The 15,844-nt window shown below is 69.8% G+C and carries 12 protein-coding genes; 6 read left to right on the forward strand and 6 right to left on the reverse strand.

The annotated features are described in order from the left end of the window. Positions 1-311: 311 nt before the first annotated feature. Positions 312-1,115: an IclR family transcriptional regulator gene (locus ACIRRY_RS48600; RefSeq protein ID WP_403986501.1), complete on the reverse strand. Its 804-nt coding sequence runs from the start codon at positions 1,113-1,115 to the stop codon at positions 312-314. Between the two features lie 201 nt (positions 1,116-1,316). On the opposite strand from ACIRRY_RS48600, the gene ACIRRY_RS48605 reads away from it, so the two are divergent. The 5 genes from ACIRRY_RS48605 (at position 1,317) to ACIRRY_RS48625 (ending at position 6,487) form a co-directional block, all read left to right on the forward strand. After that, a complete protein-coding gene (locus ACIRRY_RS48605; RefSeq protein WP_403986504.1) occupies positions 1,317-2,141 on the forward strand; it encodes an alpha/beta hydrolase in 825 nt (274 codons plus the stop codon). Positions 2,142-2,463: 322 nt separating this feature from the next. Continuing rightward, positions 2,464-3,054 carry a carboxymuconolactone decarboxylase family protein gene (locus ACIRRY_RS48610; RefSeq protein WP_403986507.1) on the forward strand — a complete coding sequence of 197 codons (591 nt, stop codon included), beginning with the start codon at positions 2,464-2,466 and terminating at the stop codon, positions 3,052-3,054. Continuing rightward, positions 3,054-3,986 (forward strand): aldo/keto reductase, encoded by a 933-nt coding sequence (locus ACIRRY_RS48615; RefSeq protein ID WP_403986510.1) that lies wholly within the window; start codon positions 3,054-3,056, stop codon positions 3,984-3,986. The genes ACIRRY_RS48610 and ACIRRY_RS48615 overlap by 1 nt, the downstream gene beginning before the upstream one ends. Next, a complete protein-coding gene (locus ACIRRY_RS48620) occupies positions 3,983-5,455 on the forward strand; it encodes a DHA2 family efflux MFS transporter permease subunit (RefSeq protein ID WP_403986513.1) in 1,473 nt (490 codons plus the stop codon). Before ACIRRY_RS48615 ends, ACIRRY_RS48620 begins: the two co-directional genes overlap by 4 nt. Before the next feature lie 42 nt (positions 5,456-5,497). Beyond that, positions 5,498-6,487: a sugar kinase gene (locus ACIRRY_RS48625; protein WP_403986517.1), complete on the forward strand. Its 990-nt coding sequence runs from the start codon at positions 5,498-5,500 to the stop codon at positions 6,485-6,487. Between the two features lie 371 nt (positions 6,488-6,858). Here ACIRRY_RS48625 and ACIRRY_RS48630 read toward each other — a convergent pair whose 3' ends face one another. Then, on the reverse strand, positions 6,859-7,809 hold the full coding sequence (locus ACIRRY_RS48630) for a LysR family transcriptional regulator (protein WP_403986520.1): 951 nt from the start codon (positions 7,807-7,809) through the stop codon (positions 6,859-6,861). 192 nt (positions 7,810-8,001) lie between these two features. Here ACIRRY_RS48630 and ACIRRY_RS48635 point away from each other — a divergent pair, with 192 nt between their 5' ends. Continuing rightward, a complete protein-coding gene (locus tag ACIRRY_RS48635) occupies positions 8,002-8,517 on the forward strand; it encodes an SRPBCC domain-containing protein (RefSeq protein ID WP_403986523.1) in 516 nt (171 codons plus the stop codon). A gap of 209 nt (positions 8,518-8,726) precedes the next feature. Here the strand turns inward: ACIRRY_RS48635 and ACIRRY_RS48640 are convergent, their stop codons facing one another. The 4 genes from ACIRRY_RS48640 to ACIRRY_RS48655 form a co-directional block, all read right to left on the reverse strand. Beyond that, a complete protein-coding gene (locus tag ACIRRY_RS48640) occupies positions 8,727-9,533 on the reverse strand; it encodes an alpha/beta fold hydrolase (protein ID WP_403986526.1) in 807 nt (268 codons plus the stop codon). Further along, positions 9,530-11,122: a glycoside hydrolase family 43 protein gene (locus tag ACIRRY_RS48645; protein WP_403986529.1), complete on the reverse strand. Its 1,593-nt coding sequence runs from the start codon at positions 11,120-11,122 to the stop codon at positions 9,530-9,532. The genes ACIRRY_RS48640 and ACIRRY_RS48645 overlap by 4 nt, the downstream gene beginning before the upstream one ends. Positions 11,123-11,140: 18 nt before the next feature. Next, positions 11,141-12,370 carry a hypothetical protein gene (locus tag ACIRRY_RS48650; RefSeq protein WP_403986532.1) on the reverse strand — a complete coding sequence of 410 codons (1,230 nt, stop codon included), beginning with the start codon at positions 12,368-12,370 and terminating at the stop codon, positions 11,141-11,143. A 71-nt stretch (positions 12,371-12,441) separates the two neighbouring features. After that, on the reverse strand, positions 12,442-15,843 hold the full coding sequence (locus ACIRRY_RS48655) for a Tat pathway signal sequence domain protein (protein ID WP_403986535.1): 3,402 nt from the start codon (positions 15,841-15,843) through the stop codon (positions 12,442-12,444). Position 15,844: the final 1 nt, after the last annotated feature.

Raw genomic sequence — 15,844 nt, forward strand, 5'->3', positions numbered from 1 at the left:
AGGACGGGCCGTGCGAGACCGACGGTCTTCAGGGATGAGCGGCGACGAACCGGAGGTGCTCCCGCTGCTCGCGAGGATCAGGCTCAGATGCTGCGGTGGTGCAGGCTCACCGGGGGCTGGCCGGTGAACAGGGGCGCGGTCGTCTTCCTCAAGCAGTGCGGACGAGACGTGATCGGCCCAGTGGTGTAACCCTGCTGAAACGATGCCCTGCTGTCCAGAGCTGGTACACGGTGAATGTGCGACAGGCCCACAAGATATGCGTGCGAATCATCACGTTGCGCCCTGGCTGGATCTCGTCGTAGGCGAAGGGCTCAGCCCAGCAGGCCGTGCAACGCGCCTGCCGTCGTTCGTGCGACGTCGACCCGGCTCAGGAGGGTCTCGCGGGTTTCCAGGAAGGCGATCGTCGAGACGTTGACGGCGCCGATGGCCGAGCCCTTGGCGTCGCGTACGGGGACAGCGAGGCAGCGCACGCCGAGTTCGTTCTCCTCGTCGTCCAGCGCGAAGCCCTGCTCGCGCACCTTGGCGAGTTCCGCGCGCAGTCCGGCGAGGTCGGTGAGGGAGTTCTGCGTGCGGGGCGGCAGGCCCAAGCGGCCTACCAGGTCGGTGAGTTGCTCGTCGTCGAGGTCGGCGAGGACGCACTTGCCGATCGCGGTGGTGTGCAGCGGCAGCTGCATGCCCACCCGGGAGGACTCCTGTACCGGGTTCGGGCCCGACACCTTCACCAGCAGGGTGATCACATCGCCGGTGCGCACGCCGATCTGCACCGTGTGACCGATCCTCCGGCCGAGCACCTCCAGCTCGGCGCGCATCACCTGGTCCTCCTCGCAGCCCTGGGAGATCCGGGCGGCGAGCGCGCGGACCCGGGGCCCGGGGCCGTAGCCGCCGGCGCCGTCGGAGGCCAGGAAACCGGTGGCCACGAGGTTCTGCATGATGCGGTGGGCGCTGGCCTTCGGCACCCCCGCGGTCGCGGCCACATCGCCCAGCCGGTGCGGATAACCGGGCGCCGACGCCGCCTCCAGCAGGTTGAGCGCCTTGTCGGTGGCGTTGCCCGCGAGTGAACTGCGCCCTCCGCGGCCGCCGGTCTGTGAGTCCACCGAAGTTTCGATCCCGGCCATTGACAGGCTCCCGTCGCAGCGTTTCACTGATGAACGTTCCACAAAAGAATACAGCGTTCTACGTAATGGAACATCCGGGTGGTGGGTCGGAGGGCTGCCGCACCTGCCTCGGAGGATCCCGGATCTGCACCACAACCTATCCCCGAGAGGACAGACCCCGTGGCCGAGAAGGTTCACAAGGTACGCACCACGCTTGAGCAGATGGCAGAGATCGAACAGCAGTGGATCGACGAGGTCCGAGAGGACCAGGAACTCACCACTTTCGGTCTCTACCCCCAGCCCTCGCGCGGTAGCGCGGATGCCCAAGGCAGTTACCAGCTTTACCTCCCGCCCCAGTACGAGACCGAGCCGGAACGACGGTTCCCTGTCATCTACTGGCTGCACGGCGGTTTCGGCAATGCCCGGCAGGGTTCCGAAATGGTTGCGCGGATCGACAAGGCGATCCGGAACGAGGTGATGCCTCCGGCGATCGTCGTCGTCCCGCAGATCCTGCCGATCGGCTGGTACGTCGACTCCAAGGACGGTGCCCGCCCGCTGGCCCAGATCACCGCCTTCGACCTGGTCCAGCACATGGACGACACCTTCCGCACGATTCCCGAGGCCCAGGCCCGTACCGTCGAGGGCTTCTCCATGGGCGGCTTCGGCGCCCTGCACCTCGGCCTGAAGTACCCGAAGATCTTCGGAAAGGTGTCGTCGATCGCCGGGGCGATCCTGCGCAACCTCAAGGACGAACCAGAGGACCGGGTCAACAACACCTACTTCGGTGACCAGGAGTACTACGACCTCTGCCACCCCTGGAGCCTGGTCCTCGCCAACGCCCCCGAACTGCGCCGCACCAGCCAGGTCCGCCTGCTGTCCGGCCGCCTCGACACCCGCCTGGCGCCCACCATCCGTGACCTGGACACCCGCTTCACGGACCTCGGAGTCCCGCACGACTTCTTCGAGTTCCCGGACGCCGACCATGAGTACGCGGAGATCATGGACGGCTACGGCGACAAGTACTACGCCTGGTGGCGCACCGCCTGACGTACCGCGTTCAGGCTTTCCCTCTGCGGGTTGAACACCCCGTCCGGGCTGTTCCCCGCGCCCGAGTCGCCACGCTGCCCCCCGTTCCCGCCCGGTCGGCCGACCATCCATCCCCTTCCCGGCCTCCCGGTGCCGGGCGTCCGCGCCCGGGGCACCTCCCCTTTCATCCGCCCCTGACCACGAGACCGCACGCCTTGACGCGCGGCCGTGGCCACGGACGGCGCTGTCCCGAGCGCGGGCCTCTCCGGCGGACTTCACCGCCGTCCCCGCGCGAGCAGACATCGACTCGGCGACCCCACATCTTCCGAAAGGCAGCGCGACCATGCGCCTGACCCCCATCACCAGCCTGACCCCCGAACAGACCGAACTCCTCGAAACCATCGTCGGCCCCGGAGCCGAAGAGCCGCCCCCGCCCTTCCTCGTCTGGGCGCGCAACATGGAACTCGCCCACTGGGTCGAGAACCTCGGCCGCTACTGCCGCAACGAGTCTCGATTTCCGCAGCGGCTGCGCGAGTTGAGCGTGCTGATCTGCGGCCGGCACTTCGACAGCCAGGCCGCCTGGAACGCCCACATCCAGCAGGCCGTCGAGGAAGGCGTCCCGGCCGAGTGCCTGGAACGCCTCGCACGCGGCGAGGACCCGCAGTTCAAGGCCGAGGACGAACGCGTCTTCCACGCCTTCGCGCACGAGATGCTCTACGACCACTTCGTCACGGACGAGACCTATGCCGAGGCCATCGCGCTGTTCGGTGAGGAAGGTGTGCTGGACCTGATCGGCTGCATCGGCAGCTTCAGCATGTCCGCGATGATGCTCAACACCTTCCAGGTCCCGCTCCGTCCGCACCTGCCCCGGCCCTTCGCCGACGTCGACGGATTCCGACGGGTGGACGCCCCGAACCAAGACGGTGGGGCCTGATGCCGCATTCCCCTCTGCAGTTGCTCGACGGCCTCTTCGACGAGGAAGGCATGGAGACCGCCGCGCACAGATTCGTCCTGGGCGGTCCCTTCGGAGCGGAGCCCGCCGAGACGACCGCCGAGCGGCTCGCGCACTTCGCCGACGCCGGCGGGCTCCTCGTCGAGACCTCGCACAGTTACGCCGGGGGAAAGGCCGAGGCGGCCGTCGGCGACTGGCTGCGCAGGAACCCCGGCACTCTGGGGGTGGCCACCAAGGTCGGCCACGACACGACCGGCGGGGACATTCCCTTGGACCGTAACACCGTGTTCGAGCACGTGCGGTCCGCGCTGGAGAACCTCGGCGTCGACACCATCGACGTCCTCCTCTACCACTGCGACGACCTCGCCCGGCCCGTCACCGAACTCGCGGACACCCTCGTGAGCCTCGTGGACGCCGGACACGTCCGCCGCGTCGGCGTCTCCAACTGGCCCGCCGAACGGCTGTCGCAGCTCGCCGTCGAACTCGGCGAGCGGGGCCAAACCCCCGTCGCCAGCTACCAGTTCAGCCTCGCCGAGCCCGACCCGGCGCTGCTGGAGGGCAGCCTGCACGCCGACAGCGCCGTACTCGACGTCGTGCGCGGACAACGGCTACCCCTGATCGGCTGGTCCTCGCAGGCCCGCGGCCACTTCGCGCGCACCGGACCGAAGGAACACCACGGCAAGCCCGATCCGTACGACACTGAGGACAACCGCGCCCGACGGCTCCGCTGCCGCGAACTCGCAGTAGAACTCGGTTCGTTGCCCGAGACCGTGGCCCTGGCCTGGACCCTCCACCACCCCGGTGTGTGGCCGTCCATCGGAGCGCGGACGACCGCGCAGATCGACACCTCGCTCCAGGCGCGCCACCTCACCCTGACCGAGGAGCAGGTCCGCTGGCTCAGGGACGGCCGTTGAGCCACGAGCAGCGGACCGGGCCGCGATTGGGTCACCGGGTCTCCGCGAAGGTCGCCGTCTGCGTCCTGTTCGTCGCCGCGAACTTCATGGCGATCATGGACACCACCATCGTCAACGTGGCCCTTCCGGCCATCGGCCGCGACTTCGCGGTGGACACCTCCGGCCTCAGCTCGGTCAACGTCGGCTACCTCGTGGCCCTCGCGGTGTTCATTCCCGTCTCCGGCTGGCTCGGCAACCGCTTCGGCACCCGGCGCACAGCGCTGACCGCCTTGCTGCTGTTCACCGTGGCCTCGGGGCTGTGCGCCACCGCCGACTCGCTCGAAGCGCTCACCGGATACCGCGTCCTCCAGGGCATTGGCGGCGGTCTGCTCGCCCCGGTCGGGATGACGATGATGCTGCGGGCGTTCCCGGTGGCGGAACGGCTGCGCGCGCAGCAGTACGTCATGCTGCCGACCGCCGTCGCTCCCGCACTCGGACCCGTCCTGGGCGGCTGGCTCGTCGACGCGGCCTCCTGGCACTGGGTGTTCCTCGTCAACCTGCCCGTCGGACTGCTCGCCCTGTGCTTCGGCCTGGGCGTGCTGCCCGACTTCCCCGGCGAGGGTGCGCCCCGCTTCGACGTGCCGGGGTTCTTTCTCGCGGGCGGCGGACTCGCGGCGGTCCTGTACGCCCTCACCGGCGCCCCGGACCGTGGCTGGGAAAGCGGCGCCGTCCTCGTCCCGCTGGTGGGCGGCGCCGCTTTCCTCGCCGCACTGGTTCCGTGGGAGCTGCGCGCCAGGCATCCGATGATCGATCTGGGGGTGTTCGGGGACGAGTTGTTCCGCACGACCCAACTGGTCCTGCTGCCCACCGGGGCGGCCTTCATGGGCGTGCTGTACCTCTACCCCCAGTTCCTCCAGACCGACCTGGGCTACGACGCCCTCCACTCCGGACTGGCCACGTTCCCGGAGGCGCTCGGCATGCTGACCGCCTCCCAGATCGTGCCCCGTGTCCACGACCGGGTCGGCCCCCGCCGCCTGATGGTCGTCGGCGGCGCCGGAGCCGCGCTGGTCATCGTCCTCCTGGCGATCCTCACGGTCACCCCCCAGCCCCTCGCCCTGTACCCGTCGACATACCTGCTCGGCGTATCCGTCGGCCTGCTCTTCGCGAGCGCCCAGAACGCCGCCTTCGTCACGATCCCGCCCTCCCGTACGGCCGACGCCACCACCCTCCTCACCATGCAACGGCAGACCGCCGGAGCCTTCGGGGTGGCCCTGGCCGGGACATTGGCGGCGTCGCTGGCCTCACCGGCCGGAGCCGACGGCGCGTTCGCCTACCGGACCGCCTTCTTCACCCTGGCCGCGCTGTGCCTGTGTGCCTCCCTCCTTGCCCTACGGGTCAGCGACCGACGGGTCCGGGAGGCGTACGGCGCCCCCGGCCCTCGTCCCGCGCCCGGCGGAGCCGCGCGGCTGAGGCGAACCACAGGCCCGTGAGGGCTCCCCCCGTGCACTGCCCGCCGATCCGAACCCGAGGCCATGACACCCACCGACACCGAACCCGCCACCGCACAGATCCTCGCCGTCGGTGAGCCGATGCTTGAGTTCAACGCCGATGCGAACGGGGCGCTGGACCGCGCCGAGTCCTTCACCGTGGGCTATGGCGGTGACACGTCCAACTTCGTTGTGGCCGCGGCCCGTTCAGGCGGCCTTGCCGGCTATGTGGCGAGGATAGGTGACGACGCGTTCGGTACCGCGCTCACGCGGTTGTGGGAGCGCGAGGGCGTCGCCACGGAGCATGTGACCCGTGAGCCGGGCGGCCGTACGGGCATCTACTTCATCGCCCGAAGTCCGGCCGGACACGCTTTCACGTACTACCGGACCGGCTCGCCCGCGAGCCGGCTGACGCCGGACGACATTCCCGAACAAGCCGTAGCCCAGGCGCGGTTGCTGCATGTCACCGGCATCACGCAGGCGATCGGCCCGACGGTGTGCGACGCGGCGTTCCACGCCATGACCGTGGCCCGTACCCACGGCACGTTGGTCACCTACGACCCCAACCACCGCCCCGCGTTGTGGTCGCAGGAGCGCGCACGTGCCGTCATCCTGCGCAGTCTGGAGTTGTGCGACGTCGCGCTCCCCAATCTCGACGAGGGACGGATGCTCACGGGGGAGCAGTCCCCGGAAGCGGTGCTGCGGGCACTGTGCGCCCGGGGCCCGAGGGTGGTTGTCCTGAAGCTGGGTGAGGAGGGGGCGTTGGTGGCCGAGGACGGCGAGGTGACCCGCGTCCCGCCGCACCGGGTGACCGCCGTGGACGCGTCCGGCGCGGGTGACACCTTCGACGGTGCGTTCGCCGCCCGGCTTGTGGAGGGTGCCTCGCCGGTGGAGGCAGCACGCTACGCGGCGGTGGCCGCGGCCCTGACGACCACGGGGCACGGCGCGGTCCGGCCGATCCCCGACCGCCCCTCGGTACTGAGCCACCTCGCGGCCGCCGCGCACGAGTCCGCCGTGGGGAGGGCATCCCGATGAAGCACCGCACGTCCGTCGCCGTGACTACCGTCTCCTGGCGATGGGCGGAGGTGCCGGAGGCGGACACGACGGAGAGGCTGACGTTGCGTGTGAACTCCGCGCGCGGGTTGAGCGGAGCCTCGGCTCCCGAATCCGAGGCTGCCTGGCCGTGCGGCGGGCCCAGGCAGCTTCACGAACCGGCTGTGGTGACGCTGAGCCTCCTCGGCTGGAGTGCGCACCGAAGCCGGGCGGATGGGCAGTAGACGAACCCGTACAACACGGCGGGCAACCACACCGCTGCCGGGACTGCTGTGTAATTTCCGTGCCAGGTCAGCCGTCACACCTTTCCCGGCGGGCTGGTCCACGGGCTGCGGTACGGCCAGTGAGCCCGGCTACCAGGCCCGGGCCGCCTGCCGGAGGCGGTCGCGGACGCGGCGCACGGCGGGATTGGTGTCGGCGCCGGGCCGCTGGACCAAGAAGAGCGTGTTCAGCGGCGGCTCCTCCGGATCGTGCAGGAGCGCGAGGCGGCCGGAATCCAGGTACTCCTGGCACAGCGAACGGGGCAGCACGCTGAAGCCGGCACCCGCGTTGACCGCCGACAGCACCGCGTACAGATTGGGCACGGTGACGGCGGCGCGGGCGGTGAGTTGCCTGCCGAAGACACTGCGCCAGTAGCGGCGGACGATCGGCAGGTCCTCGGCGTACGTCACCATCGGGACGTCACGCAGCGCGGCGCACAGCTCATCCGCCTCGGGACGCCCGTCGACGCGCTCGGCCCAGACCGAACTGGCGACCAGCAGGTACTCCTCGTCCGAGAGCGGCACTGACTCCAGCGCCCGGCCGCGCGGACGCCGAGTCGTGATCACCAGGTCATGCCGGCCGGACCGCATCTCCTCCAGCAACGGCTCGGACAGACCCTGCGTGACGCGCAACTCGGCGCCGTCGGCGACGAGCGGGACGAGGGCGGGCAGGACGCGGACGCAGAGCAGTTCCGACGGTCCGGCCAGGTGCACGGGCGCAGCCGTGGCACCCGCATCCTCCAGCGTGGCCAGCGCGTCCAACGGACCCGCGATCTGCCCGGCCAGTTCATGCGCGTACGGGGTCGGCTCCACCCCGCGGGGCAGCCGGGTGAACAGCTCCCGCCCGGTCTGCTGCTCCAGTGTGCGGATCTGCGCGGTCACGGTCGGCTGGGACAGCCCGAGCCGTGGCGCCGCCGCCGTGAACGACCCGGAACGGTGCACGGCCAGAAACGTGCGCAGCAGATTGAGGTCCGCGTGCGGCGGCAACTGCTTGCCCGTAGCGGCCGCCGGGGTATCGGCCGTGGCGTGGGTCCGGTTCTCCATGGCATCCAGCGTAACGACTTTTCGCATCGGACTTCCGATGGCGGGAATCGGATTCCCTATTGGCAATCGGATGGCGTGCCACCCTACGGTCATGAATGTCGCCGAGTGGCCACGGACCGCCCGAATGGCGACGACGCAGCAGAACTGCTCAAGAAACTTTCCTACCAACGCACTTACCGAAAGGCACCCACCGTGACCACGCAGAACGCGATCAACTGGCCCGAGAAGTACCTCCCCGGCACTGGGGACAACTTCGTCTCCAACGAGGTGATCGTCCAGGACATCACCGCCACTCGGGTCTGGCACTACCTGACCGACACCTCCACCTGGGAGTCGTACTACGACAATGTCGCCGACATTTCCTTCCCGCATGGCGAGGGCCCGAAGCTGAAGGACGACCTCGTGTTCAGCTTCGGAACCTTCGGTTTTCCGCCTCTGGACGCGCACGTGGTCGAGTTCCAGACCCCGTCCGAAGGCGTCCCGGGCCGCCTGTCCTGGACGGCGAAGCAGGACGGCAAGCCCGCCGAGCGACTCGACGTCCTGCACGCCTGGCTGGTGGAGGACCTGCCTCGCGGAAGGGTCCGCATCCTCACCCAGGAGACCCAGATCGGCGAGCCCGCGGCAGCCCTGGCGGACGAGCGCCCCAATCCGATGCTCAACGGCCACCAGGCCTGGCTTGACGGGCTCGTCGGTGCCGCCTCCAAGTAGTGGCTCCGGGCGCACCCCTACCGGGATGGCTGAGTTCGAACCGGATCTGCGTCGGCTCCCCCATTCGCTCCCCCTGTTCGCGCCCCCGCTTCACCCCGCTCGCTGTTCTCGTTCGTCGTCCTCGTGCGTTTGGTGCGGTGGAGTTCCGCCGCTGAGCCCGGCGGTGGTGGGCGATCTGGCCAATCCCATGTCTTTCGTCGAACGAGGCATCAGTACGCGGCCCTGCCCGCAGTCCATTGCCCGATGAGTCGGACGGTGCGTTCAGGATGTTCCTCGTGCAGATAGTGGCCGGTGCCGGGCCAGTGGTCGACGCGGGATCCGGGCGCCCGTAGGGTGCCGCGTTCCCAGTCGGCGGCTTCGGCTGATGTCCACACTGTCAGGGCGCGGCAGGTGCGACGTCGCAGGTAGGTCTCGCTGTGCGGGCGGACGCCGACCGCGTCGGGGTCGGTGTACATGCCCGCGTAGGCCTGGGCGATGACATGGCCCGGGGTGCCGAGCATGGTGCGGATGCGCGCTGTGCGCAGGCCGGCTGGGGCGGTGGGGGAGAAGGCGCCGGCCACCAGCGGCACGGCGGCACTGGATCCTTGCTCGCGGTACGCGGTCAGGCGGCGCGGGATCTCGTCGAGTTCGGCTCCGTGCGCTCCGTGCGCGGGGTCGAGGGTGACGACGGAGCGTACGAGGTCCGGGTGGTGGACGGCGAGCAGGTTCACCACCTGGCCGCCCATGGAGTGGCCGACGGCAACGACGGGCCCGGTTCGCAGATGGGTGAGCAGTGCGGTCAGGTCCCGGGTCATCGCCGCCGGGGTGTTGTCCTCGTCCGGGACGGGCGAGCGGCCGTGGCCGCGCAGGTCGGGGACGATCACGCGGTGTCCGGCGGCGGCCAGCGTCTCGGCGTGCAGGGACCATTCGAGGCCGTCGCCACCCCAACCATGCACCAGCAGAAGGGTGTTGGCGTCCGAGTGGTCGGCGGGATCCGGGTCGAGAACGGTGTGGAAGAGGTCCACGGTTGTCGTCATTCGGCCACCGCCTGGTACGTGGCGTAGCCGAAGTCGGCGTGCACGCCCGCCCCGTCGAGGTCTTGGACCCACAGGCCGAGCATCGCACCGGTGAAGCCGAGGACCCGTAGTTGGCCGTCGTGGAACTCGTCGGCGGCCTCGTCCGACAGGACGGTGGCGTCGAGTTCCAGCGGGAGGGGTACGGGTCCGTCGCCGGTGTCGTAGGCGAAGTGCAGTACGGGGAGGTCGAGTTCGGCCCGCAGGACGACGGACGTGCCTGGGGGCAGGGGGACTTGGACGGGGTGGGCGGTGCGCGTGCGCTGTTCGCAGCTGAGGACGTGCAGGGCGGGGCTGCCGTCGTCGGTCGAAGTGACGTACAGGTAGTGCCAGTTGCGGGTGTTGTAGTACGCGGTGATGCCTGCCAGGTGGTCCGGCGTGCGCGGGTCGAAGGTCACCCGGGTCTCGAACGAGCAGCGCGGGGCTGTGACCCGGCGGGCGACCAGGCTGGGGGTCCGGCGGCCGACGGGTGACTGTCCGCCGTGGATACGCAGGTGGCCGGGGCGTTCGGTGAGGCTGAGCCAGTTCTGGTCGGCGGGGCGGCGGAGGGTGGACCAGTCGGGGCCGAGGATGGGTCTGGCGAAGTGGTCGGTCGTGGGCGGTGTGGGGAAGGGCGCGGGCCGTAGGTCGGGCGCCGGGACGGTGACCGTGGGGACAGCGCCCGCGATGCGCGGCCAGCCCTCCTCCGTCCAGGTCACCGGCTGGAGCGCGGTCTCCCGACCGAGCACGCAGCGGCCCCGCTCGGTGTAGGGGCGGGCGGTGATGTGGGCGGCATACCACTCGCCGGCAGGGGTCTCGACCAGCGAGCAGTGGCCGGCCTTCTGGAGTTCGAGCGTCGGATCGTGCCGAGAGGTGAGCAACGGCCCGGCGGGGTCCGGCTCGTACGGTCCGAACAGGTCGCGGGAGCGGGCGACCGCCGCTCCGTGTTCGTAGCCGGTGCCGCCCTCGGCGTGCACGAGGTAGTACCAGTCGCCACGGCGGTAGAGGTGCGGGCCCTCGGCGACCCCGGCGTCCGTGCCGACGGTGATCGTCCTGGGCTGCCCGAGGAGTTTGTGCGAGGTGCGGTCGTACTCCTGCAACTCGATACCGGCGAACATGTCGTGCTCCGGGCGCCAGTCGAAGCGCATGTTCAGTAGCCAACTGCGGCCGTCCCGGTCGTGGAAGAGCGAGACGTCGAAACCCCGGCCGTGCAGCGGTACGGGGTCGGACCAAGGGCCCTCGATCGAGGGCGCGGTGGTCACCTGGTTCGGCAGGTCCTTCCAGCCCTCGGCGTAGGTGTCCACCACTGTGAAGACCAGGTGGAACAGCCCGTCGGCGTAGGACAGGCCCGGTGCCCAGATCCCGCCGGAGTCGGGGACCCCAGACAGGTCGAGCAGCCTGCGGCTGTCCAACGCGCCGCCCAGCGCGCGCCAGTTGACCAGGTCCCGGGAGTGGTGGAGACGCACTCCCGGGTACCACTCGAAGGTCGAGGTGGCGATGTAGTAGTCCTCGTCGCCGACGCGCAGGATCACCGGGTCGGGCTCGAAGCCGCGCAGGACGGGGTTGTGGATCACATGAGGTCCGTTCAGAGCTCAGAGGGAGAACAGCAGGGTGCCGAAGCCGGGATGGTCGCACTGGAACGGCGCGCCCTCGGGCCGGAGGTTGCCTGCCACCTGTGCGGTGTAGGGGGCGGACTTGGCGGCCCGTTTCACGTAGTGGTTGTACGCCATCTCGTAGATGGGCCGGAACGTGCCACGCCCGTCGGTGGAGATGGCGGACCAGTGCCAGTTGCACCGCCCGAAGGTGGCGTCGTAGGCGACGGTGTTGCCGAGGTTGTACTTCGCCGTGTACTCGAAGCCGGACAGCAGCAGTGAGTTGGACGCTCCGAACATGTCGAGGCCCTGGATCCAGCCGGTCTGGCAGATCTCCGCGAGGGATCCCAGGATCAGCTGGGTGTGCGCCTGGTCGCGGCCCGACTCGCAGCACTGACCGGTGCCGGACTGGACGAGTTTGGTCAGCCCGCAGCAGCCGTTGGTGTAGAACGCGTTGTACGCGTCGTTGAATAGGGTGAGGTTGTTGCAGGCCACGGCGATCTGCATCATGCCCTTGAGCCCCATCAGGCCGTAGCCGCCGTCGCCGTAGATGTTGATGAGCGGCACGAAGATGTTCTGGAACATCGCGACGGTGGCCGCGAGTTCGGAGAGCGACCAACTGCCCGCCGGGCCGGTGTAGTGCATGATCTCGACGGCGGCGGCCAGCTTGGCGCCGTAGATTCCGGCGGCGAGTTCGGCGTCCGCGCCGTTGATGGTCTGGAGTGCGTTGGTCCAGGACTTGATGATTTCCAGCGCCTTGTAGGCATGGGCGGTGTCCTGGGTGATGTACCACATGACGGCGTTCTGGTACGCGGCGTTGCAGTCGTACCAGAGGTCGATGTTGCCGTCTTCCGGGCTGGTGCCCCGGGTGACGGTCGCCCGGCCGCCCGCGACCACGTACGAGGACCGCGAGAAGAAGTCGGCCGCGAAGACGTTGTAGCCCTCGATCCAGGGTGAGGCTCCGGCGGCGACCTTGGTACGCATCCGGTTGAGGTCGGCGAGGCTGTGCAGCACGCCGGGGTGGGTCAGCGAGGTCAGACCCGAGGTGACGGCGGCGGCACTCGTCGCCCCCGCCAGCCCTGCGGCGCCCGCGATCCCGGCCACGCCGGCGCCGATCGCGGTGAGCTTCAGCAGGCGGCGCCGACTGGGCGGGGCGGAGGGGCCGTACGGGTCGGCGGGGGCCAGGAGTTCGGAGGTGCGAGGGGGCGGGAAACTCTGCGGCTCGTTCATGGGGTTCCTTGTCGACTCGACGCTGAGTGCGGTGAAGGGAACGGGACGAGGGGAACGGGGTGGGACAGCGGTCAGATCCGGTGGAGGACGAGCGTGCTGCGCGGACCGACCTTGGGGCGGACGCCGGCGCCGATGGTCCTGCCGGTGGCCAGGTCGCGGGCGGGGCCGAAGTCCTGGCGGGCGGGGAGGGTGAAGACCTTGTCGGTGCTGGTGTTCATGGCGATCAGGTAGTCGCCGTACTCGCAGTAGTAGAAGGGTGCGCGGCCGACGAGCATGGTCTCCACGCCGTCGAAGTGGACGCCGAGGGTGGGGTCGGGGACGTCGGCCGGCACGGGGGCGAGGTGGTAGACGTCGCCCTCCTGGGACTGGTGGAGGGTGTCGCCGGGCGGGGGGAAACCGCCGGGCGGGAGCCCGCCGGCGCCCGGGTCGTTGATGGCGTAGTCCCACAGGATCCAGTCGCGGGCGGTGAAGGTGTCGTCGGTGGTGCCCGCCGAGTGCTGGCGGATCGTCGCCGACCGCTGGTCGACGGGGGTGACGTGGTGGACGCGGGCGTAGTTGTTGACGCCCTGGCGGGCCCGCCAGTAGAGCGAGGCGAAGAGCACCTCCTGGCCGTGCTTGATCGCGACGGCGCCGTTCTCCTCGTCGGTGAAGACGAAGTCGGGGCTGTCCCAGCCGGTGGGCAGCCGGCCCGGGCGGGCGGCGAGCGTCTGGAATTCGTCCCAGTCGCGGGAGACCAGGCGCAGTGCGTTGAGGCCGACCCGGGTCCAGTTGTAGGTGGCGATCAGCTGGAGCTGCGGGTAGAGCTGGCCGTCGTCCACCATCTCCTGGGTCCAGCCGACGAGGTCGGGGTCCTTGAAGACAGCGGCGGACATCAGCGGGTGGGAGTCCCAGGCGGTACGGGAGGCGTAGGCGATCGCGCCGGGGTAGACCTCGTTGCGCCAGCCGATGACCGTCTCGGTCCGGGAGACCCGGGCGTTGTCGCCGTCCACGTCCACGACCCGGAACCGGCCGCGCGCCTTGACCATCTTGATCATCTGCTTGCGCAGTTCGGGGGCGTCCTGGCCGCCATAGCCCCGGGTCACCGATTCGTACATCATGACCAGCCAGTCGGTGACCTCGCCGTAGCTGCCGACGTAGCCCAGCTCGCGGGTCAGACCGGCCTTGGTGACCTGGTAGTAGTCGGCGCCCAGCGGCTTGGCCGGGTTGCCGTCCGCGTCCTCGGGGCCGAGGTAGGGCACCATGCCGATGGACTGGTACAGGTAGTCGCGGGCCTTGGCCTCCGGCAGGGCGAGGTCCGGGTCGAGCAGCCCCAGGCCGCGGTTGGCCTGATAGATGCCGATGGCGCAGATCTGGGCCTGGTTGGAGTAGTGCGGGAAGTGCTGCCGCCAGTAGTCGCGGCTGGTCCGCAGCATCGTCTTGTACGCCGCCCGACGCACCGGCTGTTCTTCGGCTTCGGCGGCCGGAGCGATGAGATCGATGTCGTCGAACCAGGCGCTGCCGGGGCCGGCCAGGCGCAGATGGAACTCGACCTGGGTGGCGCCGTCGGGGGTCGCGATGTCGAGGGAGACGTACTCCCAGTCATGGGTGCCGGTGGCGGCGTACTGCTTGTGGTCGCTCCCGACCAGGCTGCCGCTCGCGTTGTAGAACAGCGGGTCGATGTGGGCGCCGAGGCCGGTGACGCCGTCGGTCCTGATCCACGCGCCATAGGTGTAGGTGCCCGAACCGACCTGGATCCTGGGGGTGGCGTAGACGTAGCTGTAGCCGGCGGAGGCGGTCGCGGTGAGCTTCAGGGAAGCGGAGCCGGAGCGGGAGACGGTGGTGTCACGGGCCCAGGTGCCGCCACCACTGGTGGCCCAGTTGGGCTTGGCCCAGTGGTCGGGGGTGGCGCCGCCGCTCTCGAAGCCGGGATTGCGCAGTTCGGTGGGCTTGACGAGGGTGACGGAGTCGAACCAGGCGCTGCCAGGGCCGGTCAGGCGCAGGTGGAGCTCCATCTGGGTGGCGCCGCTCGGGGTCGCCAGGTCGACGGAGACGTACTCCCAGTCATGGGTGCCGGTGGTCGAGAACACCTTGTGGTCGCTGCCGACCAGAGTGCCGCTCGCGTCGAAGAACAGCGGGTCGATGTGGGCGCCGAGGCCGGTGACGCCGTCGGTCCTGATCCAGGCGCCGTAGGTGTAGGTGCCGGAGCCGACCTTGGTCCTGGGGGTGGAGTAGACGTAGCTGTAGCCGCTCGCGGCTGTGGCGGTGAGTTTGAGGGAGGCCGAGCCGGTGCGCGAGACCGTGGTGTCACGGGCCCAGGTGCCGCCACCGCCGGAGGCCCAGCTCGGCACGGCCCAGGAGGTGGGAGTGGCGCCGCCGTCCTCGAAGCCGGCGTTGGCTATCTCGTACGGGGAGCCGGTGACCTTCGCGTCGAGCCGGTCACCGAGGTGCTCCCAGAGCAGGTCCAGGCACAGCCCGACCCGGCCGAAGCCCTGCCACTGCTGGTCCGAGCCGGTGAGTACGGTCGCGTCGGACTGCCAGGCCATATAACGGCCGTCGATCGCCTGTAGGACGCGCTCGACGGCGGCGTCCTGCTGATAGGCGGGGCTGCCGGACCACAGATAGCCCTCGGCGAGCGACTGCATCGCCCAGCCGTCCATAGCGGCGGGAGTGGCGGTGGTCAGGTAATTCGTCTGTTCCTTCTGGACCCGGGCCTTGACGGCATCGAGCACCTCCGCGCCGGTGGTACGCGCCACGGGCACCGGAGCCGCACCCTGGACCTCGCCCCTGGGCGCGACGAAGCAGGGATCGGTGTGGGTGTAGAGGCGGTAGATGCCACGCGAGGGCGTGGTCTGGTCGCGGTACAACTGCGCCTGGTTCTGGCCGTAGGACCAGATGCGGCCCATCGAGCGGATCTCCAGGCTCACTGTCTCCTTGCCCGCGGTGAGCTTCTCCGGCAGCGGCAGGGTGTGGAAGAAGAAGCGGCCCGGGGTGCGGGGCGAGGTGTCGAGGATGTCGAGGCTGTCGACGGCGCCCTCGTCCTGGTAGCCGATCTGGAGGCCCTCGCAGAAGAGCTGGAGCCGCCAGTTGTTGGAGCCGAAGCCCGCCTCGGTGGCGGTGGGGTCGTGGTCGTCGCCCCAGAGCCGGACCGTCACGTAGGTGGTGCCGGTGGGGCTGACCTTGACGTCGAAGGTGAGCGTTCCGCCCCAGTACGAGGCCGTGTCGGCCGGTCTGAGGACGCGCGCCCTCTGGCCGAGGCCACCGGTGACCGTGTCGGACAGGGTGGCTTCGAGGTGGTGAGCGCTCTCGGAATCCGTGTCACCGAAGACGACGACGTCAAGGGGCTTGCAGGCGCTCGCCGTTGCGTTCCCCGAGCCCGCGGCGGCGGTGGGCGTCGCCGCGGCGGGCGGTGCTCCGAGCCAGCCGATGCCGGCCACGGCGATACCGGTGGATCCCGCGTACTTCAGTACCTCACGCCGTCGTGGGGCTGTGGACATG

It is taken from the genome of Streptomyces sp. NPDC101776, assembly GCF_044766845.1.
Taxonomy (GTDB): domain Bacteria; phylum Actinomycetota; class Actinomycetes; order Streptomycetales; family Streptomycetaceae; genus Streptomyces.

Bases quoted from the DNA above. Each gene is read 5' to 3' on its own strand.
- ACIRRY_RS48655 (WP_403986535.1), bottom strand. From the start codon at position 15,843: ATGTCCACAGCCCCACGACGGCGTGAGGTACTGAAGTACGCGGGATCC.
- ACIRRY_RS48630 (WP_403986520.1), bottom strand. From the start codon at position 7,809: ATGGAGAACCGGACCCACGCCACGGCCGATACCCCGGCGGCCGCTACG.
- ACIRRY_RS48640 (WP_403986526.1), bottom strand. From the start codon at position 9,533: ATGACGACAACCGTGGACCTCTTCCACACCGTTCTCGACCCGGATCCC.
- ACIRRY_RS48610 (WP_403986507.1), top strand. From the start codon at position 2,464: ATGCGCCTGACCCCCATCACCAGCCTGACCCCCGAACAGACCGAACTC.
- ACIRRY_RS48600 (WP_403986501.1), bottom strand. From the start codon at position 1,115: ATGGCCGGGATCGAAACTTCGGTGGACTCACAGACCGGCGGCCGCGGA.
- ACIRRY_RS48650 (WP_403986532.1), bottom strand. From the start codon at position 12,370: ATGAACGAGCCGCAGAGTTTCCCGCCCCCTCGCACCTCCGAACTCCTG.
- ACIRRY_RS48625 (WP_403986517.1), top strand. From the start codon at position 5,498: ATGACACCCACCGACACCGAACCCGCCACCGCACAGATCCTCGCCGTC.
- ACIRRY_RS48615 (WP_403986510.1), top strand. From the start codon at position 3,054: ATGCCGCATTCCCCTCTGCAGTTGCTCGACGGCCTCTTCGACGAGGAA.
- ACIRRY_RS48605 (WP_403986504.1), top strand. From the start codon at position 1,317: ATGGCAGAGATCGAACAGCAGTGGATCGACGAGGTCCGAGAGGACCAG.